The sequence below is a fragment of the Ralstonia sp. PBBBR1 genome (assembly GCF_002256165.1).
Classification (GTDB): domain Bacteria; phylum Pseudomonadota; class Gammaproteobacteria; order Burkholderiales; family Burkholderiaceae; genus Ralstonia; species Ralstonia thomasii.
Genome location: NZ_NKIL01000003.1, coordinates 47,764 through 64,648 on the forward strand (window position 1 = coordinate 47,764; position 16,885 = coordinate 64,648).

Consider the following 16,885-nt stretch of genomic DNA (forward strand, 5'->3'; position numbering starts at 1 on the left):
GGCTGACCTCCCGGGCGGTACCTGATTTCTCCTCCTTTTCCGTTGTGGAAAGCTGCGCCGGCTCTGACCGGCGCTTTTTTTGGGTCACACGATGCGCGGCATCGTGACGCATAGGCCGAACTCCACGATCACACCCACGTTCCGCAGATTCGTCCGGGAACGGCCTGATACCGCCGGGCGCGCTAAAATATGCGTTTATCCGCGCGCCGCGCCCTGTTCGCGGCCCGCCCGCACCTTTCTGGCCTGCCCATGTCCGAACGTCGCATCCTCGTCACTTCCGCCCTGCCTTATGCCAACGGGCCGATCCATATCGGCCACCTGGTCGAGTACATCCAGACCGATATCTGGGTACGCTTCCAGCGCATGCGCGGTCATGAGACCTACTACGTGGGTGCCGACGACACGCACGGCACGCCCGTCATGCTGCGCGCCGAGAAGGAAGGCCTGACCCCGCGCCAGCTGATCGAACGCGTCTGGACGGAACATAAGCGCGACTTCGACAACTTCCTAGTCTCGTTCGACAACTACTACAGCACCGACTCCGACGAAAACAAGGAGCTGTGCCAAAACGTCTACCTCAAGCTGAAAGAAGCCGGCCTGATCGACGTGCGCGAAGTCGAGCAGTTCTACGACCCGGTCAAGGAGATGTTCCTGCCAGACCGCTTCATCAAAGGCGAATGCCCGAAGTGCGGCGCGAAAGACCAGTACGGCGATTCGTGCGAAGTCTGCGGCGCAACCTACCAGCCGACCGACCTGAAGAACCCATACTCCGTGGTGTCGGGCGCGACCCCGGTGCGCAAGTCATCGGAACACTACTTCTTCAAGCTGTCCGACCCGCGCTGCGAGAACTTCCTGCGCGACTGGGTGGCCGACCTGGCCCAGCCCGAAGCCACCAACAAGATGCGTGAATGGCTCGGCGAGGAAGGCGAGGCCAAGCTCTCGGACTGGGACATCTCGCGTGATGCGCCGTACTTCGGTTTCGAAATTCCGGGCGCCCCGGGCAAATACTTCTACGTGTGGCTGGATGCGCCGGTCGGCTACTACGCCAGCTTCAAGAACCTGTGCGCCAAGCGCGGCCTGGATTTCGACGCGTGGATCAACGAACACTCGACCACCGAGCAGTACCACTTCATCGGCAAGGACATCCTCTATTTCCACACGCTGTTCTGGCCGGCGATGCTGAAGTTCTCCGGCCACCGCACGCCAACCAACGTGTTCGCCCACGGCTTCCTGACGGTGGACGGCGCGAAGATGAGCAAGTCGCGCGGCACGTTCATCACTGCGCAAAGCTACATCGACACCGGCCTGAACCCAGAATGGCTGCGCTACTACTTCGCGGCCAAGCTGAACGCGACGATGGAAGATCTGGACCTGAACCTGGACGATTTCATCGCCCGTGTGAACAGTGATCTGGTGGGCAAGTTCGTCAACATCGCCAGCCGCTCGGCGGGCTTCCTGGTCAAGCGCTTCGAAGGCCGCGTGAGCGACGCCGCGCTGGGCCATCCGCTGATGGTGCAACTGCGCGAAGCCGCCCCGCAAATCGCCGATCTGTACGAGAAGCGCGAGTACAGCAAGGCACTGCGTGCCGTCATGGAACTGGCCGATGCCGTCAACGCCTTCGTCGACACCGAGAAACCGTGGGATCTGGCCAAGGATGAAGCCAACCGCGAAAAGCTGCACGCCGCATGCTCGGTCGCGCTGGAAGCGTTCCGCCTGCTGGCCGTGTACCTCAAGCCGATTCTGCCCACCACGGTGGAGCGCATCGAAGCGTTCCTCAACGTTGAGCCGCTGACGTGGCGTTCGATCGATTCGCAGCTCTCGTCGGATAAGCCGATCCAGCCGTACTCCCACCTGATGACGCGCGTGGACAAGAAGCAGGTGGATGCGCTGGTGGAGGCAAATCGTCAGTCGCTGCAGGCCACCGCAGAAGCCCCGGCTGCTGCCGCCGCCAACGGTGCTGCCGCCATTGAGCCGATGGCCGACACCATCACCATCGACGACTTCGCCAAGATCGACTTGCGTGTCGCCAAGATCGTCGCCTGCCAGCGCGTGGAAGGATCGAACAAGCTGCTGCAGCTGACGCTGGATGTGGGCGAAGGACAGACGCGGAATGTGTTTTCGGGTATCCAGTCGGCGTATGCGCCGGAATATCTGGTGGGCAAGCTGACCGTGATGGTTGCCAACCTGGCACCGCGCAAGATGAAGTTCGGGATGTCGGAAGGGATGGTGTTGGCGGCTTCGGCTGCCGATGAGAAGGCTCAGCCTGGGCTTTATATTCTTGAGCCGCATTCTGGCGCGGTGCCGGGGATGCGGGTGCGGTAATGGTTGTTTTGGGGATGGGCCTTGGTGGTCCACTCCCCTTTCGGTCCCGGCAGGGGATGAAACAAGGGATACACCACAAAAAACCCCGGGGCCAAACACCGAAAACCCTTAACCCCCATTCAACCGATCATCACTGCGCGAAGTCGTCGTAACCCGCCCATCCGGCCCAAAGTGCACATTGAAGAAGGCCCGCTCGGTAGCGCTTTCCATCCACCGATACCCCCAAACCTCTTCCTGCTTCAGCTTAAACAGCTCCACCTTCCCCGGCTTGCCCAGCATCCGGCGAACGTCGTCCTTGGCCTGCCCCACCCGCACGCGCCCGAAATTCTCGGCCGTCAACACCTGCTCGATCTTCTGCACGTGCCCGTCAGGCCCGATCGCCACCATCCAGGTTGAAGTCCCTTCTGGTCCGCGCGGATACTCCAGTTGCCGCGTGCCGCCTTCGTTCTCCCAGATCGTCTCGGGCTGGCCTGCCGTGGCCCTGACATCGTCCTCGGTGGATTGCCCGACCACGATGCCTTTGAACAGCAGGTTGTCCGGCTTGGCCGATTGCCACGCCCGCTTGGCGGCATCACCCACGCGATCCACGGCCTGGTCGACCTTTTGTTGATCGCAGCCGAACAGCGCCAGCAATGAAGCCAGAACGCCCATGGTGACTCCCACTTGTGCGAGTTGACGAAGATGCGGCATGGAACTCCTCGTGCGAAACATGGACCCGCCGCCATTCTGGCAGCCGGGCCAACCGTTTACCAACGTTTGTTGAACAGGACCGACGCGCCATTGATCGTACCGCCGCGTGCCACCACCGACCACCGCCGCGAAAACTGCCACGTCAGTTTGACGATGGAATCGGCCGTCGACAGGCTTTGCTCATAGCCGACGGTGATGCGCTCCGAGATGACCTTGCCCAGGCTCACCACCTGCGGATCGGTCAGGCCTGCGGCGGACGGCCCGATCGAGAACTCGTCGAGCCCGAAGCGCCGCGCCACGTTCTTGCCTGCTACGTTGCCCAGCAGGCCGAGGGCCGCGCCGGACATCGCCTGCTGCTGGCCCAGACCGGCGTTCGATGCGCTGTAGCCGAACATCAGCCACGAAAGCTTGTCTTCATCAGGCACGTTGGGCTCGGAGACGAGCTTGACGCGTGGCTGGCGCACCGTGCCAGTCACCTGCACGCCGGCTTCGACTTCCTGGTTACGCCGCATGGCGGTGATGTTGAACGACGGATTGTTGATAGGCCCGACGAAATTCAGCACGCCCTGCTCGATGGCCAGCTTGCGGCCGAACGCTTCATACGTGCTGCCCTGGCGCACGTAGATCGTGCCAGTGCCGCGCAGGGGTACGAGCGGCTCGCTGTGCACGTGCATCTGGCCGCCAAGCGACAGGTCTGCACCGGCACCCTTGAAGCGGAAGTTGTCGCCAAAATCGACATCGACATCGACCACCGGGCTGAAGCGGCCAGCCGGCTTTTCTTCGCGCTTAACACCGCGTTCGGCCTGGTTGCGGGCGGCGTCGGCGCGGCGGACGATGACCACGTCGTCGCCCAGCGAGGGCGCGCCGTCCTTCGGCAGATCAAACAAGCCCCGGTCGACCTTGAACTTGCCGGTGATGGCCACGCGGTCGTTATCGTTGGCAATACGCGCCTGGCCCGACAGCACCAGCGTGCGGTCCGGATCGGCAAAGAGCTGCAGCTTGTCGGCAACGATGGTGCCGGCCAGGTTCGGGTTCGCCTCGCCGAGTTGCACGCGGCCCTGCGCACGCAGGGTGCCGTCGCCGCCGTGGAACACCACCTCTTGCAGGTCGACCACGTTCTGGTCGAGCGCCACGCGCACCACGCCCTTGGTCAGGCGGATGCCCTGGTCGTACAGGGCCACGTCGACGTCCTGGCCGGTCAGGAAACCGCTCACCTTGGGCGCGCCCACTGTACCGGCAAACGTCAGGCTGGCCGCGAGCTGCCCGTCCGTCGCAACGTCCGGCCCCAGCAGGTCGCCGATACTCTTGAGGTGCGGCAGGCTGATCGTCAAGCCGCCGGAGAGCGGCGACGTGGGCGCCATGAGCGCCAAGGTGCCCGGCCCAGGATCACGCACGAGCCCGACACCCGCATCAAGGTAAAGGTTGCCCACGCGCGTTGACTGCACATTGCCGCGCAGCCCGAGGCGCATGCCTTCGCCGTGCGCTTCCACGGTCGCTTCGGTCAAGCCCAATGGGGTGAAACCGCGGCCAGCGTTGATCGACAGATCGCCGCTGCGGCGGGCGATGCGCGCCGCGCCGGTGGCCGTGCTGCCGAGATCCAGATCCCATTGCCCGTCGATGACGAGATCCGTGCGTACCGGCGGAGCCTGGCCCGTCCAGGTGCGCACAAGCTCCAGTACCCGCGCGATCTGCAAGCCGTCGACACGGCCTGCGCTGCGCACGTGTCCCTGAGTGGATTCAATACGTTCGATGTGAATGGGGGTCTGGTCCAGCGTCAGGTCAGCGCGGCCCATCATCAGGCGGCCCGGCGCCACCGACAGCCGCACCGGTGCCGTGAGTTGCAGGTTGGGCGCACCCTGCGCCGACAGCGTAGAGATCGTGCCATCCCACCCATCGCCGTCCTTGCCGGGAGTCAGCGCGCCGTCGCCTGCCAGCGCAAATTTGAACGGCTGATTGCGCACGTTGCCGTCTGCATCGGCGCGGAAGCGGTGGGCGCGGCGCGTGCCCTCCAGCGTGGCATGCATTTCTCGCAACGACAGGCTCGGGCCCGTCACACGCCGCGCGGTCAGCTCGAACAGCAAGGGCCCATCGATGCCGTCGCGGATCTGCGCCCGGCCGTTGGCGGTGTCGATCTTGTTTCCTTGATAGGCAAGCTGATTGGCGCGGAACGTGGCATCCACTTGCGGGCGCTTGATCGTGCCGGAGACATCGCCAGACAGGATGAGCGCCCCACTCACCCCAAGCTGCAGGCGTGCGAGTTGCGGTGCATCGATGTCGACGTGCATGCGGTCGGCCGCCCCGCCAAAGCTGCCCCGCAGGCTGGCTTTGTTGCCCGCCACGCCGAGCCTGGCGTCGCTGGGCAGCAGGCGTTCACCGCGCAGGTGGACATTGCCGTCGCCGGTCATCGGCAAGCCGGCGTAATTGCTATCGCGCACGGCAAATTTGACGGCGGCGTCAATCGGCTCACCCAGCGTGCCGCGCGCATCGAACTCGGCGTTGATGCGGCCCTTGGCCACCTTCGCCAGCCGCGACGGATCGAACTCCGCCAGATTGCCCTTGAAGGCAAACGACTGCGCTTCGTCGTGCCGGAGCGTGCCCACCAGCGTCAACCGCGAGCGCCCCAGCGCCACCTGGGCGCTTTCCACCGTGACCTGCGTCGCATCGAGCACGGCTTTCGCTTGCGCACGCATGTCGCCGCCCGCTAGATCCAGCGCCACATGTTGCGTGCCGCCCGCAAAGTCGACGGTGATGGGGCCAGCGAGTTTTGTTTTCTCCAACGATGCATGAAGCGCCTGCAGATCAAGCTGGCGCACATCCACGCGCAGTGCGCCATGCCCCTTCTGGACATTGGCGCCACCCGTAAGCACCGCGCCGCCCAGCAAGCGCATATCGAGTCCGGTGAGTTGCTGATCGTTTTCGTTCAGCCGCACCTGAGCACGCAGCGATTGCAGCGGCAGCTTCTGCTTGTCGAGCGTGCCGGGCTGCGCGTTGTCGATCTGAATGGGGCCGGCCACCGTCAACGTCTTGGCCTTCTCGTCGGGGCGCAGATCGGCGTGGATCGACAGCGATGCTTCCGGCGCGCCTGGCGCAAACGCACTCGGATTCACGTGCTCCGCCGACACGACTGCGCGCGACAGGGGCAAGGCGCCAAACGGCGTGGCGTCTATCAGCGCCTGTGCGGTCAGCTTGGCGCCGGTGCCGGTCGCGTCGATACGCAGCGCCTCCAGCGAGCCCGACAGCTGCGCCGACACTGACGCATCCTGCTTCTGCCCGTTGACCTCGAATTGAGTGGCCAGCGTCGCGGCTCCGGTGAGCGGATACGGCCGCGTACCGGTCATGCGCAGCGTGGCCGCGAGCTTGCCGGCGGGCGTCTCCATACCGTCGAGGAGCACGTTGTGATGCGTGCCGTCGGTATGCAGGCTGCCGGCAATCGATTTCAGCTCGGTGGTCGACGTGCCCTGCCGGATGGCGAGGCGATCGACTGCAAGCCGGTCCACATCCAGCGCCAGCGGCAACACCAGCGAATTCGGCGGACCACTCGGCGGTATGGGCGGTGTCGGATGCAGGATCACATCGACATTGCCGGCACGGAGATACGCGAAGTGCGCATGCCATGGGCCGCGCGTGATGGCCCAGCGGCCTTCCACATGGTCAATGCGCACTTCCGTGCTGCCCGCGCGCACATGCAGATCGCGCAGCGACACGCCATCGCGCACCGTGCCGCCCTCCAGCTTGCCCGACACATAGGCGTTGCCAAAGCGCGTGGCGAGCGCCCACAACTGCGCCGTGCCCGATTGCGAATGGATGGCCCACACCAGCCAGCCGGCCAGCGCGAGCACGATCACCAGCAAAAAGGCGACCAAGCCGCCGAGCCAGCGCAGCGTGCGGCGGCCCCAGCCACGCGTGGGACGCTTGGGGTGTTGTGCTTCGGGTGGATTGGATTCAGGCGTTTGCGGATCGGTCATCGTCATATTCAGAACGCGATGCCCAGCGACACGCTCGGCCGGAACTGCTTCTGCTGGACGCCGTAGGCCATGTCGAGCTGGATCGGCCCCACGGGACTCTTCCAGCGGACGCCGACACCCACCCCATTGAACCAGCGACGCTCCGACCAGTTGTCGGTGGCGGTACCGGTATCCCAGAACACGGCGGCGCCCCATTGCGGCAGGAACCAGCGTTGATATTCCAACCCGCCAGTGACGAGGAACTTGGTCGGCAGCGTGCTGCCGTTGACGTCGTTACCGATGCTCTGGAAGTCGTAGCCGCGCACCGACTGCGTGCCGCCCGTTCGAAAGCGCAGCGTGGCAGGCACGCCATCACCGGACCCGGAGGTGATGACCGCGCCCAGCTCACCGCGTGCGACGAAGATGTCGCGCTGCCCCACCGGCACGAACTGGCGGATGCGGCTGTAAGACCGAACGAACGACTGGTCCGTCAGCACGCCCTTCACTGCCGCGCCGATCTGCGTGGTGATGATGTTGCCGCGGCGCGGGAACAGCGGGTCGTCCACATCGCGGCGCGTCCAGGCGAAACCCGGGACGAGCGCCTTGCTCAACTGGCGCTCGGCGCCCTCGGGCCGTAGGTCGTCGTAGTAGAAATCAACGGTGAACGATGTCTCGTAGATGCCGCGCACACGCGTCTGCTTGAAGCCCGAACGATAGCTGCGCGTCTCGGTGCCCGAGGTGTCGGTGCGGTCCATGCTGGTGTAGAGGCTATTGACGTATTGCTTGTCATCGGGCGGCACCGTCACGCCGGCAAACAGGTACTGGCGGCGCTGTTCGATGCGAGCCTGCGTATCGAGCACCCATGCCTTGCTGAACAGGTTCAGATATTGATAGCGCCCTTCCACCGAGGCGCCCGTGTCTGTGCCGTAACCCACACCGCCGGTGATGCGATTGGGCGGGTACTCCCGCACGCGCACCCGCACCGGCGCATTGACCGGGTTCTTCGGATCGTCACCCAGGTCGACGATCGCATTGGAAAAATATGGCTGCCCCTGGATGGCGGCCTGCAGCGATTGCAGACGATCGGCGGAGTAGTCCTCGCCGACGCGCAGCGGGTTCACGTGGTTGATGATGCTGCGCGGGTAGCGCGACAAACCCTGCACGTCCAGCGGCCCCAATGTGTAGGCCGGACCGCTGTCATAGCCCACCGACAGGTCAGCCTTGCTCTCGTCCGGATCGACACGCGCCTGCGACGACGTCTGCTTGGCCGCGTAATAACGTTTGCTCTGCAGGGCAGCCAGGCTGTCGTCCTTGGACTTGTCCCAGCCCGCTTGGCGGAACGCCATGCCGTGCTGCAGGCTCCACGATTTTTTCAACTCGTCGATGCGCTTGGCGTCTTGCGTGATGGCGCCGGTAAAGTCGAGCGCCACGGTGTCGATGGTGGTACGCGGGCCGGGCTCGACCTTCACGTTGACCACGCGGTGGTCCGGCGGGCCGTCCAGCTTCGCGGTCGCCTTCGGCACGAAATAGCCCTCGGTGGCCGTCAGCTTGGTGACCTGATCGCCAATGGTCTCGACCATGTACTGGAGCTGGTCGTCAGTGATGTCCTTTCGGTCTTTGTAGCGCGACAGGTCCAGATGGCGCTCAAGCAAGTCGCGAATGGACTTCGGCGCATCGATCTTGACGTCGTATTCAGCGTGCGCCCGGGCGCAGGCGAGGGACAGCACAAAGCCGGCCGCCAGCGCGGCGGCGGGCAAACCCAGGAAACGAAAGCGTGGTGGTCGTGACGGTCGCGATGGTCGATTGGAGCCGGTCATCGTGGCAAGCGTGGTGCCGCCCCACGGGCCGGCTGAATCGAAGGAAAGGCGTATTTGACCATACCGGGCCCGGCGGGTGCCCAGGCAAATGCAACGAATGCGGCCTTCCGGATCGGCCGGAAGGGTTTCGCACGTGCCGTGCCCAAGGCCGTTACGACGGCCAATACGGTAAAATGCGCCGGTTTTCCGCCCGGGACCTTTCCGTGCGGGCAAGATCACCCAACATCACATACCGCCATGGCCCTGTACAAGTCCGAGATCACCCAGTTCCTGGAAGAACTCAAGACCCAGAAGCCCGACCTGGAAGCGCAGCAGCGCCAAGGCCGCTCCCTGCTGTGGGACAAGGACCCGATCGACCTGGAAGAGCGCGCACGTGCCAAGTCCACCCGCGTGGCGCAAAAGCCGTACGTCTACTCGCTGGACTGATCGGCCGACCGGCCCTCGGCCCGCCAGGCTCACCGCCGCATGACCACTTCCGCGCAGGACAAGCTGCCACTGCCCGTCGAGCTGCCCAGCGTGGCGCCCGATCAGGATTCCACGCCCGCGCAGGTCGACGGCCTTGCCTTTGCGCGGCTCTACGGCGAGCCACTGTTCAAGCTCCCGCAGGATCTCTACATCCCGCCCGACGCGCTCGAAGTCTTTCTCGAAGCGTTTGAAGGGCCGCTGGACTTGCTGCTGTACCTGATCCGTCGCCAGAACTTCAATGTGCTGGACATTCCGCTGGCGCAGGTCACCCGGCAATATCTGGCATACATCGAGCAGATTCGCGCGACCAACCTGGAGCTGGCCGCCGAATACCTGCTGATGGCGGCCATGCTCATCGAAATCAAGTCGCGCATGCTGCTGCCGGTCAAGAAGACCGACTCAGGCGACGAGCCCGAAGACCCGCGCGCCGAACTGGTGCGCCGCCTGCTCGAGTACGAGCAGATGAAGCTCGCCGCGCAGAAGCTCGACACCGTGCCGCAACTGGGCCGCGACTTCCTGCGCGCCCAGGTCTATATCGAGCAGAGCCTCGCGCCGCGCTACCCCGACGTCAATTCCGACGACCTGCGTGTCGCCTGGGCCGACGTGCTGCGCCGCGCCAAGCTCACGCAGCACCACAAGATCTCGCGCGAAGAGCTGTCGGTGCGCGAGCACATGAGCCAGATCCTGCGTCGCCTGCAGCACGCGCGGTTCATGGAGTTCACCGAGCTATTCGAAGAAGCGATCCAGTCCGGCAAGGGCGCACCCATCGTGGTCGTCAACTTTGTCGCCATGCTTGAGCTTTCGCGCGAATCGCTGCTCGAAATCACGCAGGCCGAACCGTACGCGCCCATTTACGTGCGCCTCGCCTATTCTCCGACGTAATTCGTCCGGCCTGACCCGGGCCGAATCACACAACAACTATGAAAGTCATCTCGTCGATCCAGGAACTGCGCGACCAACTGCGCGGCCAGAACCGCGTCGCCTTCGTGCCGACCATGGGCAACCTGCATGAGGGCCACCTGAGCCTGATGCGCCTGGCGCGCCAGCATGGCGACCCGGTGGTGGCGTCCATTTTCGTGAACCGCCTGCAGTTCGGCCCGAACGAAGATTTCGACAAATACCCGCGCACCCTGCAGGACGACATCGAAAAACTGCAAAAGGAAGGCGTGTACGTGCTGTTCGCGCCCACCGAGCGCGACATGTACCCCGAGCCGCAGGAATACCGTGTCGAACCGCCGCATGATCTGGGCGACACGCTCGAAGGCGAATTCCGCCCTGGCTTCTTCAAGGGCGTCTGCACGGTGGTGATGAAGCTGTTCTGCTGCGTGCAACCACGCGTGGCCGTGTTCGGCAAGAAGGACTACCAGCAGTTGATGATCGTGCGCCGCATGGCGCATCAGTTTGCGTTGCCGGTCGATATCGTCCCGGCCGAAACGGTGCGCGCGGATGATGGCCTGGCGCTATCGTCGCGCAACGTCTACCTGACCAACGAAGAGCGGGCCGAAGCGCCCGAGCTCTACCGCACGCTGCATCAGGTGCGTCAGGACGTGCTCGAAACTGTGCTGCAAGGCCAGGCGTCGCACGAAGAGGTGACCACCAAGGCGATGGACTATCTGCGTGGCCGCGGCTGGCAGCCCGACTACGTGGCCGTGCGCCGCCGCTCCGACCTGCAGAAGCCGACACCCGAGAACATCGCCGCCGGCGAGCCGCTGGTCGTGCTGACCGCCGCGAAGCTCGGCAAGACGCGCCTGATCGATAACCTCGAAATCTGAGCGACGCAGCCTCGTTCCACGAAAAAGCCCGGCAGTGCCGGGCTTTTTTCATGCCGCCGCCGACGTGTCGGCAACCCTGGCCTGCGGGGGCGATTCCCCGAGCCAATTGAGAATGCCGCTCCACTGCTCCACATCCTTTGCCACACGCGAGGGCGCCACGTCCCACAGCGTCAGGCCATGCGCGGCCAGTTGCACGTAATTCTGGGTATCGCGCAGATAGCCAAGGATGGGCACTTCCAGCCCCTGTACGAAACGTTGAAGCTGTTCAGCGGCGCGCGTGCGCATATCCACGCGCATGCCGACCACGCCCAGTTTGACCTCGCCATGGCGCACGGGCTTTTCATCGGCCAGTTTGCGCAGGAAGGTCTGCGTGGCAAGGATGTCGAACATGGAAGGCTGCAGCGGCACGATCACGTAGCCCGACATCTTGACGAGATCCCCCAGCCGCCAGCCGTGCAGGCCCGCCGGCGTATCGAGCACCACGTGCGTCGTCCCCTTGGGCGGCTTGGCGATGTGGTCGGCGTTGATTTCCCATGTGCGGATGGGCTTGGCGGTCTCCGGGCGCAAGGCGAGCCATTCGCGTGAGGACTGCTGGCGGTCGGTGTCTCCCAGCATCACGGCGTGATCCCGCGCGGCAAAGTAGCCGGCCAGATTGGTGGCCAGCGTGCTCTTGCCCACCCCGCCCTTCGGATTCGCTACAACGGCCACCGGCATGCCCGCCTCCTTGCGCTCGTTGAATCATGTGTCGATTTGATCACTCGACAGATCTGTCCATCGGTAATTATGGCTCAGCCTGCACGTGGCGGCGTTCGCAGCAACGCGGCAAGGTCGAGATGCGCTTCGCAGGTGTCGGCCAGACGCTCGAGCGAAGCCTCACGCAATGCGGCGTAGTCCTGCGTCTGCGCATCACCCACGCCGGCCCAGGCTAGCAGCGCGCAGCACGCCTGTGGCGCATCGAACAGACCATGCAGATACGTGGCGAAGATCTGCCCATCGGCCGAGATCGCGCCATCTGCGTGGCCATCATCGAGCAACACGGCGGGGCATGCCAAGGCTGGCCCCGCGGTCACGCCCATGTGGATTTCGTAGCCGGCGACGGCCGCACCGCCTTCCGCCAGGCTGCCGCGCACCTGACGCAACTTCTTGCTGGTCTCCAGCGTGGTCTCGAAATCGAGATAGCCGAGTCCCTCGACGCTACCGGGCGCGCCCTCAAGCCCTAGCGGATCATGCAACCACCGCCCCAACATTTGCATGCCGCCGCAGATGCCGATCAGCTTGCCGCCATAGCGCAGATGTCGCGCGATGGCCGCTTCCCAGCCATTGGCGCGCAGCCAGGCGAGATCCGCCTGCACGCTCTTGCTGCCGGGCAGGATGATGAGGTCGGCGGGCGGAATCGGCTGGCCAGGGCCGACCAGTCGAACGTCCACCTGCGGATGCGCGCGCAGCGCATCGAAATCGGTGTGGTTGGACACACGCGGCAACACCGGAATAACGACGCGCAGCCCATCGGGTGAAGCTGCACGCTGCGCCGTCTGCACCGCGTCTTCTGCGTCGAGATGGAGGCCGGGCAGATATGGCAGCACGCCAAACACCGGCTTGCCCGTCTGCGCGGTCAGCCAGTCGAGCCCCGGCGTCAGCAATGAAATGTCGCCGCGGAACCGGTTGATGATGAAGCCCGTCACGCGCGCGCGTTCGCTGTCAGACAAGCAGGCGAGCGTGCCAACAAGGTGCGCGAACACGCCGCCGCGATCAATGTCGGCGACGAGCACGACGGGACAATCGACGGCTTCGGCAAAGCCCATGTTGGCGATGTCGCGGTCGCGCAGGTTGATCTCCGCCGGGCTGCCGGCGCCCTCTACCAGCACGAGGTCGTACTGCCCACGCAGCCGCGTGTGCGATTCGAGCACAGCGGCCATGGCGGTGGGCTTGTAGTCGTGGTACGCACGGGCGTCGAGGTCGCAGCGCGGCTGACCGTGGATGATGATCTGTGCGCCGGTGTCGCTGTTGGGCTTGAGCAGGACGGGGTTCATGTCGACCGTGGGCACGACGCCCGCCGCCTGCGCCTGCAACGCCTGCGCGCGGCCGATCTCGCCGCCGTCTGCGGTGACGGCGCTGTTGAGCGCCATGTTCTGCGGCTTGAACGGCGCCACGCGCACACCGGCGCGATGCGCGACACGGCACAGGCCGGCGACCAGCGTGCTCTTGCCGGCATCGGACGTGGCGCCCTGGATCATCAGCGTGCCCCGAAGCGAGTCCGGCGGCACAGAAAATGGAGCTTTCGACATGCGCGGATTATCGCACCCACCTTGTTATGCCTGGCTGCCGCGCCCTCGCTAAAATGCGGGAATGTCACGCCGTCTCACACTTGTCCTCGGTGGTGCCCGCTCGGGCAAGAGCCACCACGCCGAACAGCTCGCGCTGCAATGCGTCGGGCCGGTCACGTACGTTGCCACCGCTGGCGAGGACGATGAGGAGATGCAGTTGCGCGTGGCCCTGCACCGCGCGCGGCGTCCGGCCAATTGGGCGCTGGTCGAAGAGCCCGTGCACCTGGCCGAAGCGCTCTACACGCACGCGCAGCACGGTGGCTGTGTGCTGGTCGATTGCATGACGCTGTGGCTCAACAATCTGCTCTTTTCCGAACATCATGAATATCCCGAGACAGGCCTCGTCACGCCGCCCGAAGCCTGGACGGCCGAGATCGACGCGCTGCTGACCGCCCTGCCGCTGCTGCCCGGCGAGGTCATCCTCGTGAGCAACGAAATCGGCCTGGGCGTGGTGCCGATGGGTGCCGTCACGCGCTTCTACGTGGACGAACTGGGCCGGCTGAACCAACGCCTCGCCGCTCTGGCCGACAACGTGCATCTGCTGGTGGCCGGCATTCCGATGGTGGTGAAAGGGCCGGCACTCGGCACCGCAACGTGAGCTTGCCGTCGGGCGGCGTGTTCGATCTCGGGTGGCCCCTCGTGACGCTGGCAGCACTCGCGGGCGTGCTGCTCGATCAGGTATTCGGCGAGGTGTCGCGCTGGCATCCTTTGGTCGGCTTCGGGCGCATCGCCGCAGCGATTGAGCGCTGCATGAACCGCGCACCGGCTGCGTTGGCCAGGTCGCGCATAGTCGGTCTCGTCGCTTGGGCAGTCGCCGTGTTGCCGTTCGTGCTGCTGGCGGCATGGCTCGTCGTGATGGCGGGCGATGTGTCGCCACGGCTGGTGGTGGCGCTTGATGCGATTGCCCTCTATTTCGCCATTGGCGCGCGCAGCCTGTATGAACACATTGCGCCGATCGCGCTTGCGTTGCGCGATGCGGATTTGCCCCGCGCACGCGCCCTCGCCTCGCGCATCGTCTCGCGTGATCTCACACAAGCCGGCGACGAGCCCATTGCGCGTGCCGCCGTGGAATCGGCGCTGGAGAACGGCAGCGATGCCGTCTTCGCGCCGCTGTTCTGGCTTGTTGTGGCCGGCGCGCCCGGCGTGATGCTGTACCGGCTGGCCAACACGCTCGATGCAATGTGGGGCTACCGCAATGCGCGCTTTACCGGCTTTGGATGGGCAGCCGCACGCATCGACGACGTGCTCAACTGGATTCCCGCGCGACTCACGGCGATGAACTACGCGCTGCTTGGCCACACCGCCGATGCGCTGCGCTGCTGGCGCACGCAAGCCCCGCAATGGTCGAGCCCGAACGCGGGCCCGGTCATGGCCGCCGGCGCGGGCAGCCTGCGCGTCCGGCTTGGCGGCGCAGCACGCTACGAAGGCGTGGAAGAAGCGCGCCCGCCGCTCGGCACCGGCAAGCCGGCAACCGCTGTCGATATCACGCGTGCGTTGACGCTCGTATCGCGCACATTGTGGCTGTGGCTGGGCGTACTTGGCCTGATCGCAACATCGGCGCGGGGCTTGTCGTGAGCGTCATCGTCCACGGCGGCAATCTCGCCGCCGCACGCGCGCAGTACGGAGAGCCTGAAGGCGGCTGGCTGGATCTGTCCACGGGCATCAATCCGCACGGCTACCCCATCCCGTCGATCCCACCCGGTGCGTGGTTGCGCCTGCCCGAAGACGATGACCTCGAAGCGCTGGCCGCCGCGCACTACGGCGTGATCGATGCGCGCGCCGTGCTCGCGGTTGCAGGGTCGCAGGCGGCGATCCGCACGCTGCCGACCCTGCTGCCGCGAGGGCGAGCCGGCATCGCGCAGATCGGCTACAGCGAATATGCGCCGGCCTTTGCGCGCGCCGGCCACGACGTCGTACCACTGCCCGAAGCCGCCTTCCTCGGTGACGTGCCAAACGACGTGCAGCACCTGGTCGTCGTCAATCCGAACAACCCCACGGCACGCCTTCTGCCCGCCGAAATCCTGCGCAATTGGCACAGGCGCCTGCATGCGCGCGGCGGTACGTTGATCGTGGACGAGGCCTTTATCGAGGCGTTCGACGATGGCCCCACATTGGCGCCCCTGGCTGGCGTGCCGGGGCTTGTCGTGCTGCGCTCGATCGGCAAATTCTACGGGCTGGCGGGCGCCCGCATCGGCTTCGCGCTGGCCGCGCCTGAGCTGGTGTCTGCGCTACGCGAGGCGCTGGGGCACTGGACCGTCAACGGCCCCGCCCGTGCTGTGGTACGTGCGACGCTGGCCGATACCGCTTGGCAAGTTTCAACGCGCGCGCAACTCCAGCATGCCGGCGCACGGCTCTCGGCGTTGCTTGATCGCCACGGGCTGCCGAATGCCGCCACCCCGCTGTTTGCCTGGGCATCCGCCCCACGCGCGCAAGCGCTGCATGCAAGCCTGGCGCGCCTCGGCATCTGGACCCGCCTGTTCGATGCGCCCATCAGCGGCTTGCGCTTCGGCCTGCCCCCGGATGAGCCCGGATGGCAACGCCTTGCCGATGCGCTAGCATCGCTGTCGCACTCCGCTTGACCTCCCCCCGATGCCCACTCGTCTCTCTCGCCTCACCCGTCGCCTGTATGTGTGCGGCCTGTCCGCCATTGCGCTCACGATCGCTGCCGTACCGGCATGTGCGGCCATTTCCGTCACAGACGATAGCGGTGCCATCGTTACGCTGCAGCGCCCCGCACAACGCATCGTCAGCCTCGCGCCGCATGCGACCGAGTTGCTGTTCGCGGCGGGCGGCGGAGCACGCATTGTTGGCACTGTGGCTTACAGCGACTACCCGCCGCCCGCGCGCGACATTCCTCACGTAGGCGACAACCGCTCGCTCGATCTGGAGCGCATCGCCGCCCTCAAACCCGATCTGGTGGTGGTCTGGCGCCACGGCAACGCGCAGAAGCAGATCGCCCGCCTGCGCGCGCTCGGCATACCGCTGTTCTTCTCCGAGCCGCATCGCATGAGCGATATTCCGCGCTCGATCGAGGCGCTCGGCACGCTGCTCGACACCCACGCGAGCGCGCACGATGCGGCCCAGCAATTCCGCCAACGCGCCGATACGCTACGACAGCGCTACGCGAGCCGGCCGGCGGTTTCGGTGTTCTATCAGGTGTGGGAACAGCCGCTGATGACGCTCAATGGCCAGCACATCTTCTCTGACATGCTCGCGTTGTGCGGCGGCCGCAATGTGTTTGCGGGAGAGCCGTTGCTGGTGCCGACCGTATCGCCCGAGGCGGTGATCGCAGCCAACCCGGAAGTGCTATTGACCGCCAGCATGGGCGCCACGCAAGGCAGCCGTCCGATCGATACGCTCGACGCATGGAAGCGCTGGCCGCAATTGCTCGCTGTGCAGCGCGGCAACCTTTTCAGCATCAACGGTGACCTGATCAACCGCTTTGGCCCACGCCTTGTGGAAGCCGCGACCCTGTTGTGCGAAGACCTGGAACAAGCCCGCATGCGGCGCCTCGGTTCACAGGCCACCAACGGGCCGGGTCGTTAAACCGC

Annotated in this window: 13 protein-coding genes; 8 read left to right on the forward strand and 5 right to left on the reverse strand. The window is 65.3% G+C overall.

Features of this window, described 5'->3' with window-relative positions:
* Positions 1-249 precede the first annotated feature (249 nt).
* Positions 250-2,322, forward strand: a complete 2,073-nt coding sequence (gene metG, locus CFE42_RS03720; protein ID WP_251471149.1) for a methionine--tRNA ligase — start codon at positions 250-252, stop codon at positions 2,320-2,322.
* Between the two features lie 108 nt (positions 2,323-2,430).
* Here the strand turns inward: metG and CFE42_RS03725 are convergent, their stop codons facing one another.
* The 3 genes from CFE42_RS03725 to CFE42_RS03735 all read right to left on the reverse strand — a co-directional run bounded on the left by CFE42_RS03725 (position 2,431) and on the right by CFE42_RS03735 (position 8,773).
* Positions 2,431-2,973 carry a hypothetical protein gene (locus CFE42_RS03725; protein ID WP_004632125.1) on the reverse strand — a complete coding sequence of 181 codons (543 nt, stop codon included), beginning with the start codon at positions 2,971-2,973 and terminating at the stop codon, positions 2,431-2,433.
* Between the two features lie 95 nt (positions 2,974-3,068).
* Positions 3,069-6,983 carry a translocation/assembly module TamB domain-containing protein gene (locus tag CFE42_RS03730; RefSeq protein ID WP_004632122.1) on the reverse strand — a complete coding sequence of 1,305 codons (3,915 nt, stop codon included), beginning with the start codon at positions 6,981-6,983 and terminating at the stop codon, positions 3,069-3,071.
* A gap of 2 nt (positions 6,984-6,985) precedes the next feature.
* Positions 6,986-8,773 carry an autotransporter assembly complex family protein gene (locus CFE42_RS03735; protein WP_004632120.1) on the reverse strand — a complete coding sequence of 596 codons (1,788 nt, stop codon included), beginning with the start codon at positions 8,771-8,773 and terminating at the stop codon, positions 6,986-6,988.
* A gap of 237 nt (positions 8,774-9,010) precedes the next feature.
* Here CFE42_RS03735 and CFE42_RS03740 point away from each other — a divergent pair, with 237 nt between their 5' ends.
* From CFE42_RS03740 to panC, 3 genes are read left to right on the forward strand one after another with little or no spacing between them, the layout of a single operon-like run.
* A complete protein-coding gene (locus CFE42_RS03740) occupies positions 9,011-9,199 on the forward strand; it encodes a DUF3460 family protein (protein ID WP_004632118.1) in 189 nt (62 codons plus the stop codon).
* Positions 9,200-9,238: 39 nt separating this feature from the next.
* Positions 9,239-10,120: a ScpA family protein gene (locus CFE42_RS03745; RefSeq protein ID WP_004632115.1), complete on the forward strand. Its 882-nt coding sequence runs from the start codon at positions 9,239-9,241 to the stop codon at positions 10,118-10,120.
* Positions 10,121-10,158: 38 nt separating this feature from the next.
* Complete coding sequence (gene panC, locus CFE42_RS03750) at positions 10,159-11,010, forward strand: pantoate--beta-alanine ligase (RefSeq protein ID WP_004632112.1); 852 nt, start codon at positions 10,159-10,161, stop codon at positions 11,008-11,010.
* Between the two features lie 48 nt (positions 11,011-11,058).
* On the opposite strand, the gene CFE42_RS03755 is transcribed toward panC, so the two are convergent.
* Both CFE42_RS03755 and CFE42_RS03760 read right to left on the reverse strand, forming a co-directional pair.
* Positions 11,059-11,724 carry a ParA family protein gene (locus CFE42_RS03755; protein ID WP_004632110.1) on the reverse strand — a complete coding sequence of 222 codons (666 nt, stop codon included), beginning with the start codon at positions 11,722-11,724 and terminating at the stop codon, positions 11,059-11,061.
* A gap of 74 nt (positions 11,725-11,798) precedes the next feature.
* On the reverse strand, positions 11,799-13,295 hold the full coding sequence (locus tag CFE42_RS03760) for a cobyric acid synthase (RefSeq protein ID WP_004632108.1): 1,497 nt from the start codon (positions 13,293-13,295) through the stop codon (positions 11,799-11,801).
* Between the two features lie 61 nt (positions 13,296-13,356).
* Between CFE42_RS03760 and cobU the strand changes: the two genes are divergently transcribed.
* Genes cobU through CFE42_RS03780 form a run of 4 tightly spaced genes read left to right on the forward strand, consistent with a single transcriptional unit; the run spans position 13,357 to position 16,880 of the window.
* On the forward strand, positions 13,357-13,932 hold the full coding sequence (cobU, locus tag CFE42_RS03765) for a bifunctional adenosylcobinamide kinase/adenosylcobinamide-phosphate guanylyltransferase (RefSeq protein WP_004632106.1): 576 nt from the start codon (positions 13,357-13,359) through the stop codon (positions 13,930-13,932).
* Positions 13,929-14,909: an adenosylcobinamide-phosphate synthase CbiB gene (cbiB, locus tag CFE42_RS03770; protein WP_004632104.1), complete on the forward strand. Its 981-nt coding sequence runs from the start codon at positions 13,929-13,931 to the stop codon at positions 14,907-14,909. The genes cobU and cbiB overlap by 4 nt, the downstream gene beginning before the upstream one ends.
* The gene (cobD, locus tag CFE42_RS03775; RefSeq protein ID WP_004632102.1) at positions 14,906-15,913 is read left to right on the forward strand and encodes a threonine-phosphate decarboxylase CobD; all 1,008 of its coding nucleotides are present in this window, start codon (positions 14,906-14,908) and stop codon (positions 15,911-15,913) included. The genes cbiB and cobD overlap by 4 nt, the downstream gene beginning before the upstream one ends.
* A 10-nt stretch (positions 15,914-15,923) precedes the next feature.
* Positions 15,924-16,880, forward strand: coding sequence for a cobalamin-binding protein (locus tag CFE42_RS03780; RefSeq protein ID WP_004632100.1), 957 nt, complete (start codon positions 15,924-15,926; stop codon positions 16,878-16,880).
* Positions 16,881-16,885: the final 5 nt, after the last annotated feature.

Bases quoted from the DNA above. Each gene is read 5' to 3' on its own strand.
- CFE42_RS03730 (WP_004632122.1), bottom strand. From the start codon at position 6,983: ATGACGATGACCGATCCGCAAACGCCTGAATCCAATCCACCCGAAGCA.
- CFE42_RS03725 (WP_004632125.1), bottom strand. From the start codon at position 2,973: ATGGGCGTTCTGGCTTCATTGCTGGCGCTGTTCGGCTGCGATCAACAA.
- cobU (WP_004632106.1), top strand. From the start codon at position 13,357: ATGTCACGCCGTCTCACACTTGTCCTCGGTGGTGCCCGCTCGGGCAAG.
- CFE42_RS03780 (WP_004632100.1), top strand. From the start codon at position 15,924: ATGCCCACTCGTCTCTCTCGCCTCACCCGTCGCCTGTATGTGTGCGGC.
- panC (WP_004632112.1), top strand. From the start codon at position 10,159: ATGAAAGTCATCTCGTCGATCCAGGAACTGCGCGACCAACTGCGCGGC.
- CFE42_RS03735 (WP_004632120.1), bottom strand. From the start codon at position 8,773: ATGACCGGCTCCAATCGACCATCGCGACCGTCACGACCACCACGCTTT.
- CFE42_RS03755 (WP_004632110.1), bottom strand. From the start codon at position 11,724: ATGCCGGTGGCCGTTGTAGCGAATCCGAAGGGCGGGGTGGGCAAGAGC.
- metG (WP_251471149.1), top strand. From the start codon at position 250: ATGTCCGAACGTCGCATCCTCGTCACTTCCGCCCTGCCTTATGCCAAC.
- CFE42_RS03760 (WP_004632108.1), bottom strand. From the start codon at position 13,295: ATGTCGAAAGCTCCATTTTCTGTGCCGCCGGACTCGCTTCGGGGCACG.
- CFE42_RS03740 (WP_004632118.1), top strand. From the start codon at position 9,011: ATGGCCCTGTACAAGTCCGAGATCACCCAGTTCCTGGAAGAACTCAAG.
- CFE42_RS03745 (WP_004632115.1), top strand. From the start codon at position 9,239: ATGACCACTTCCGCGCAGGACAAGCTGCCACTGCCCGTCGAGCTGCCC.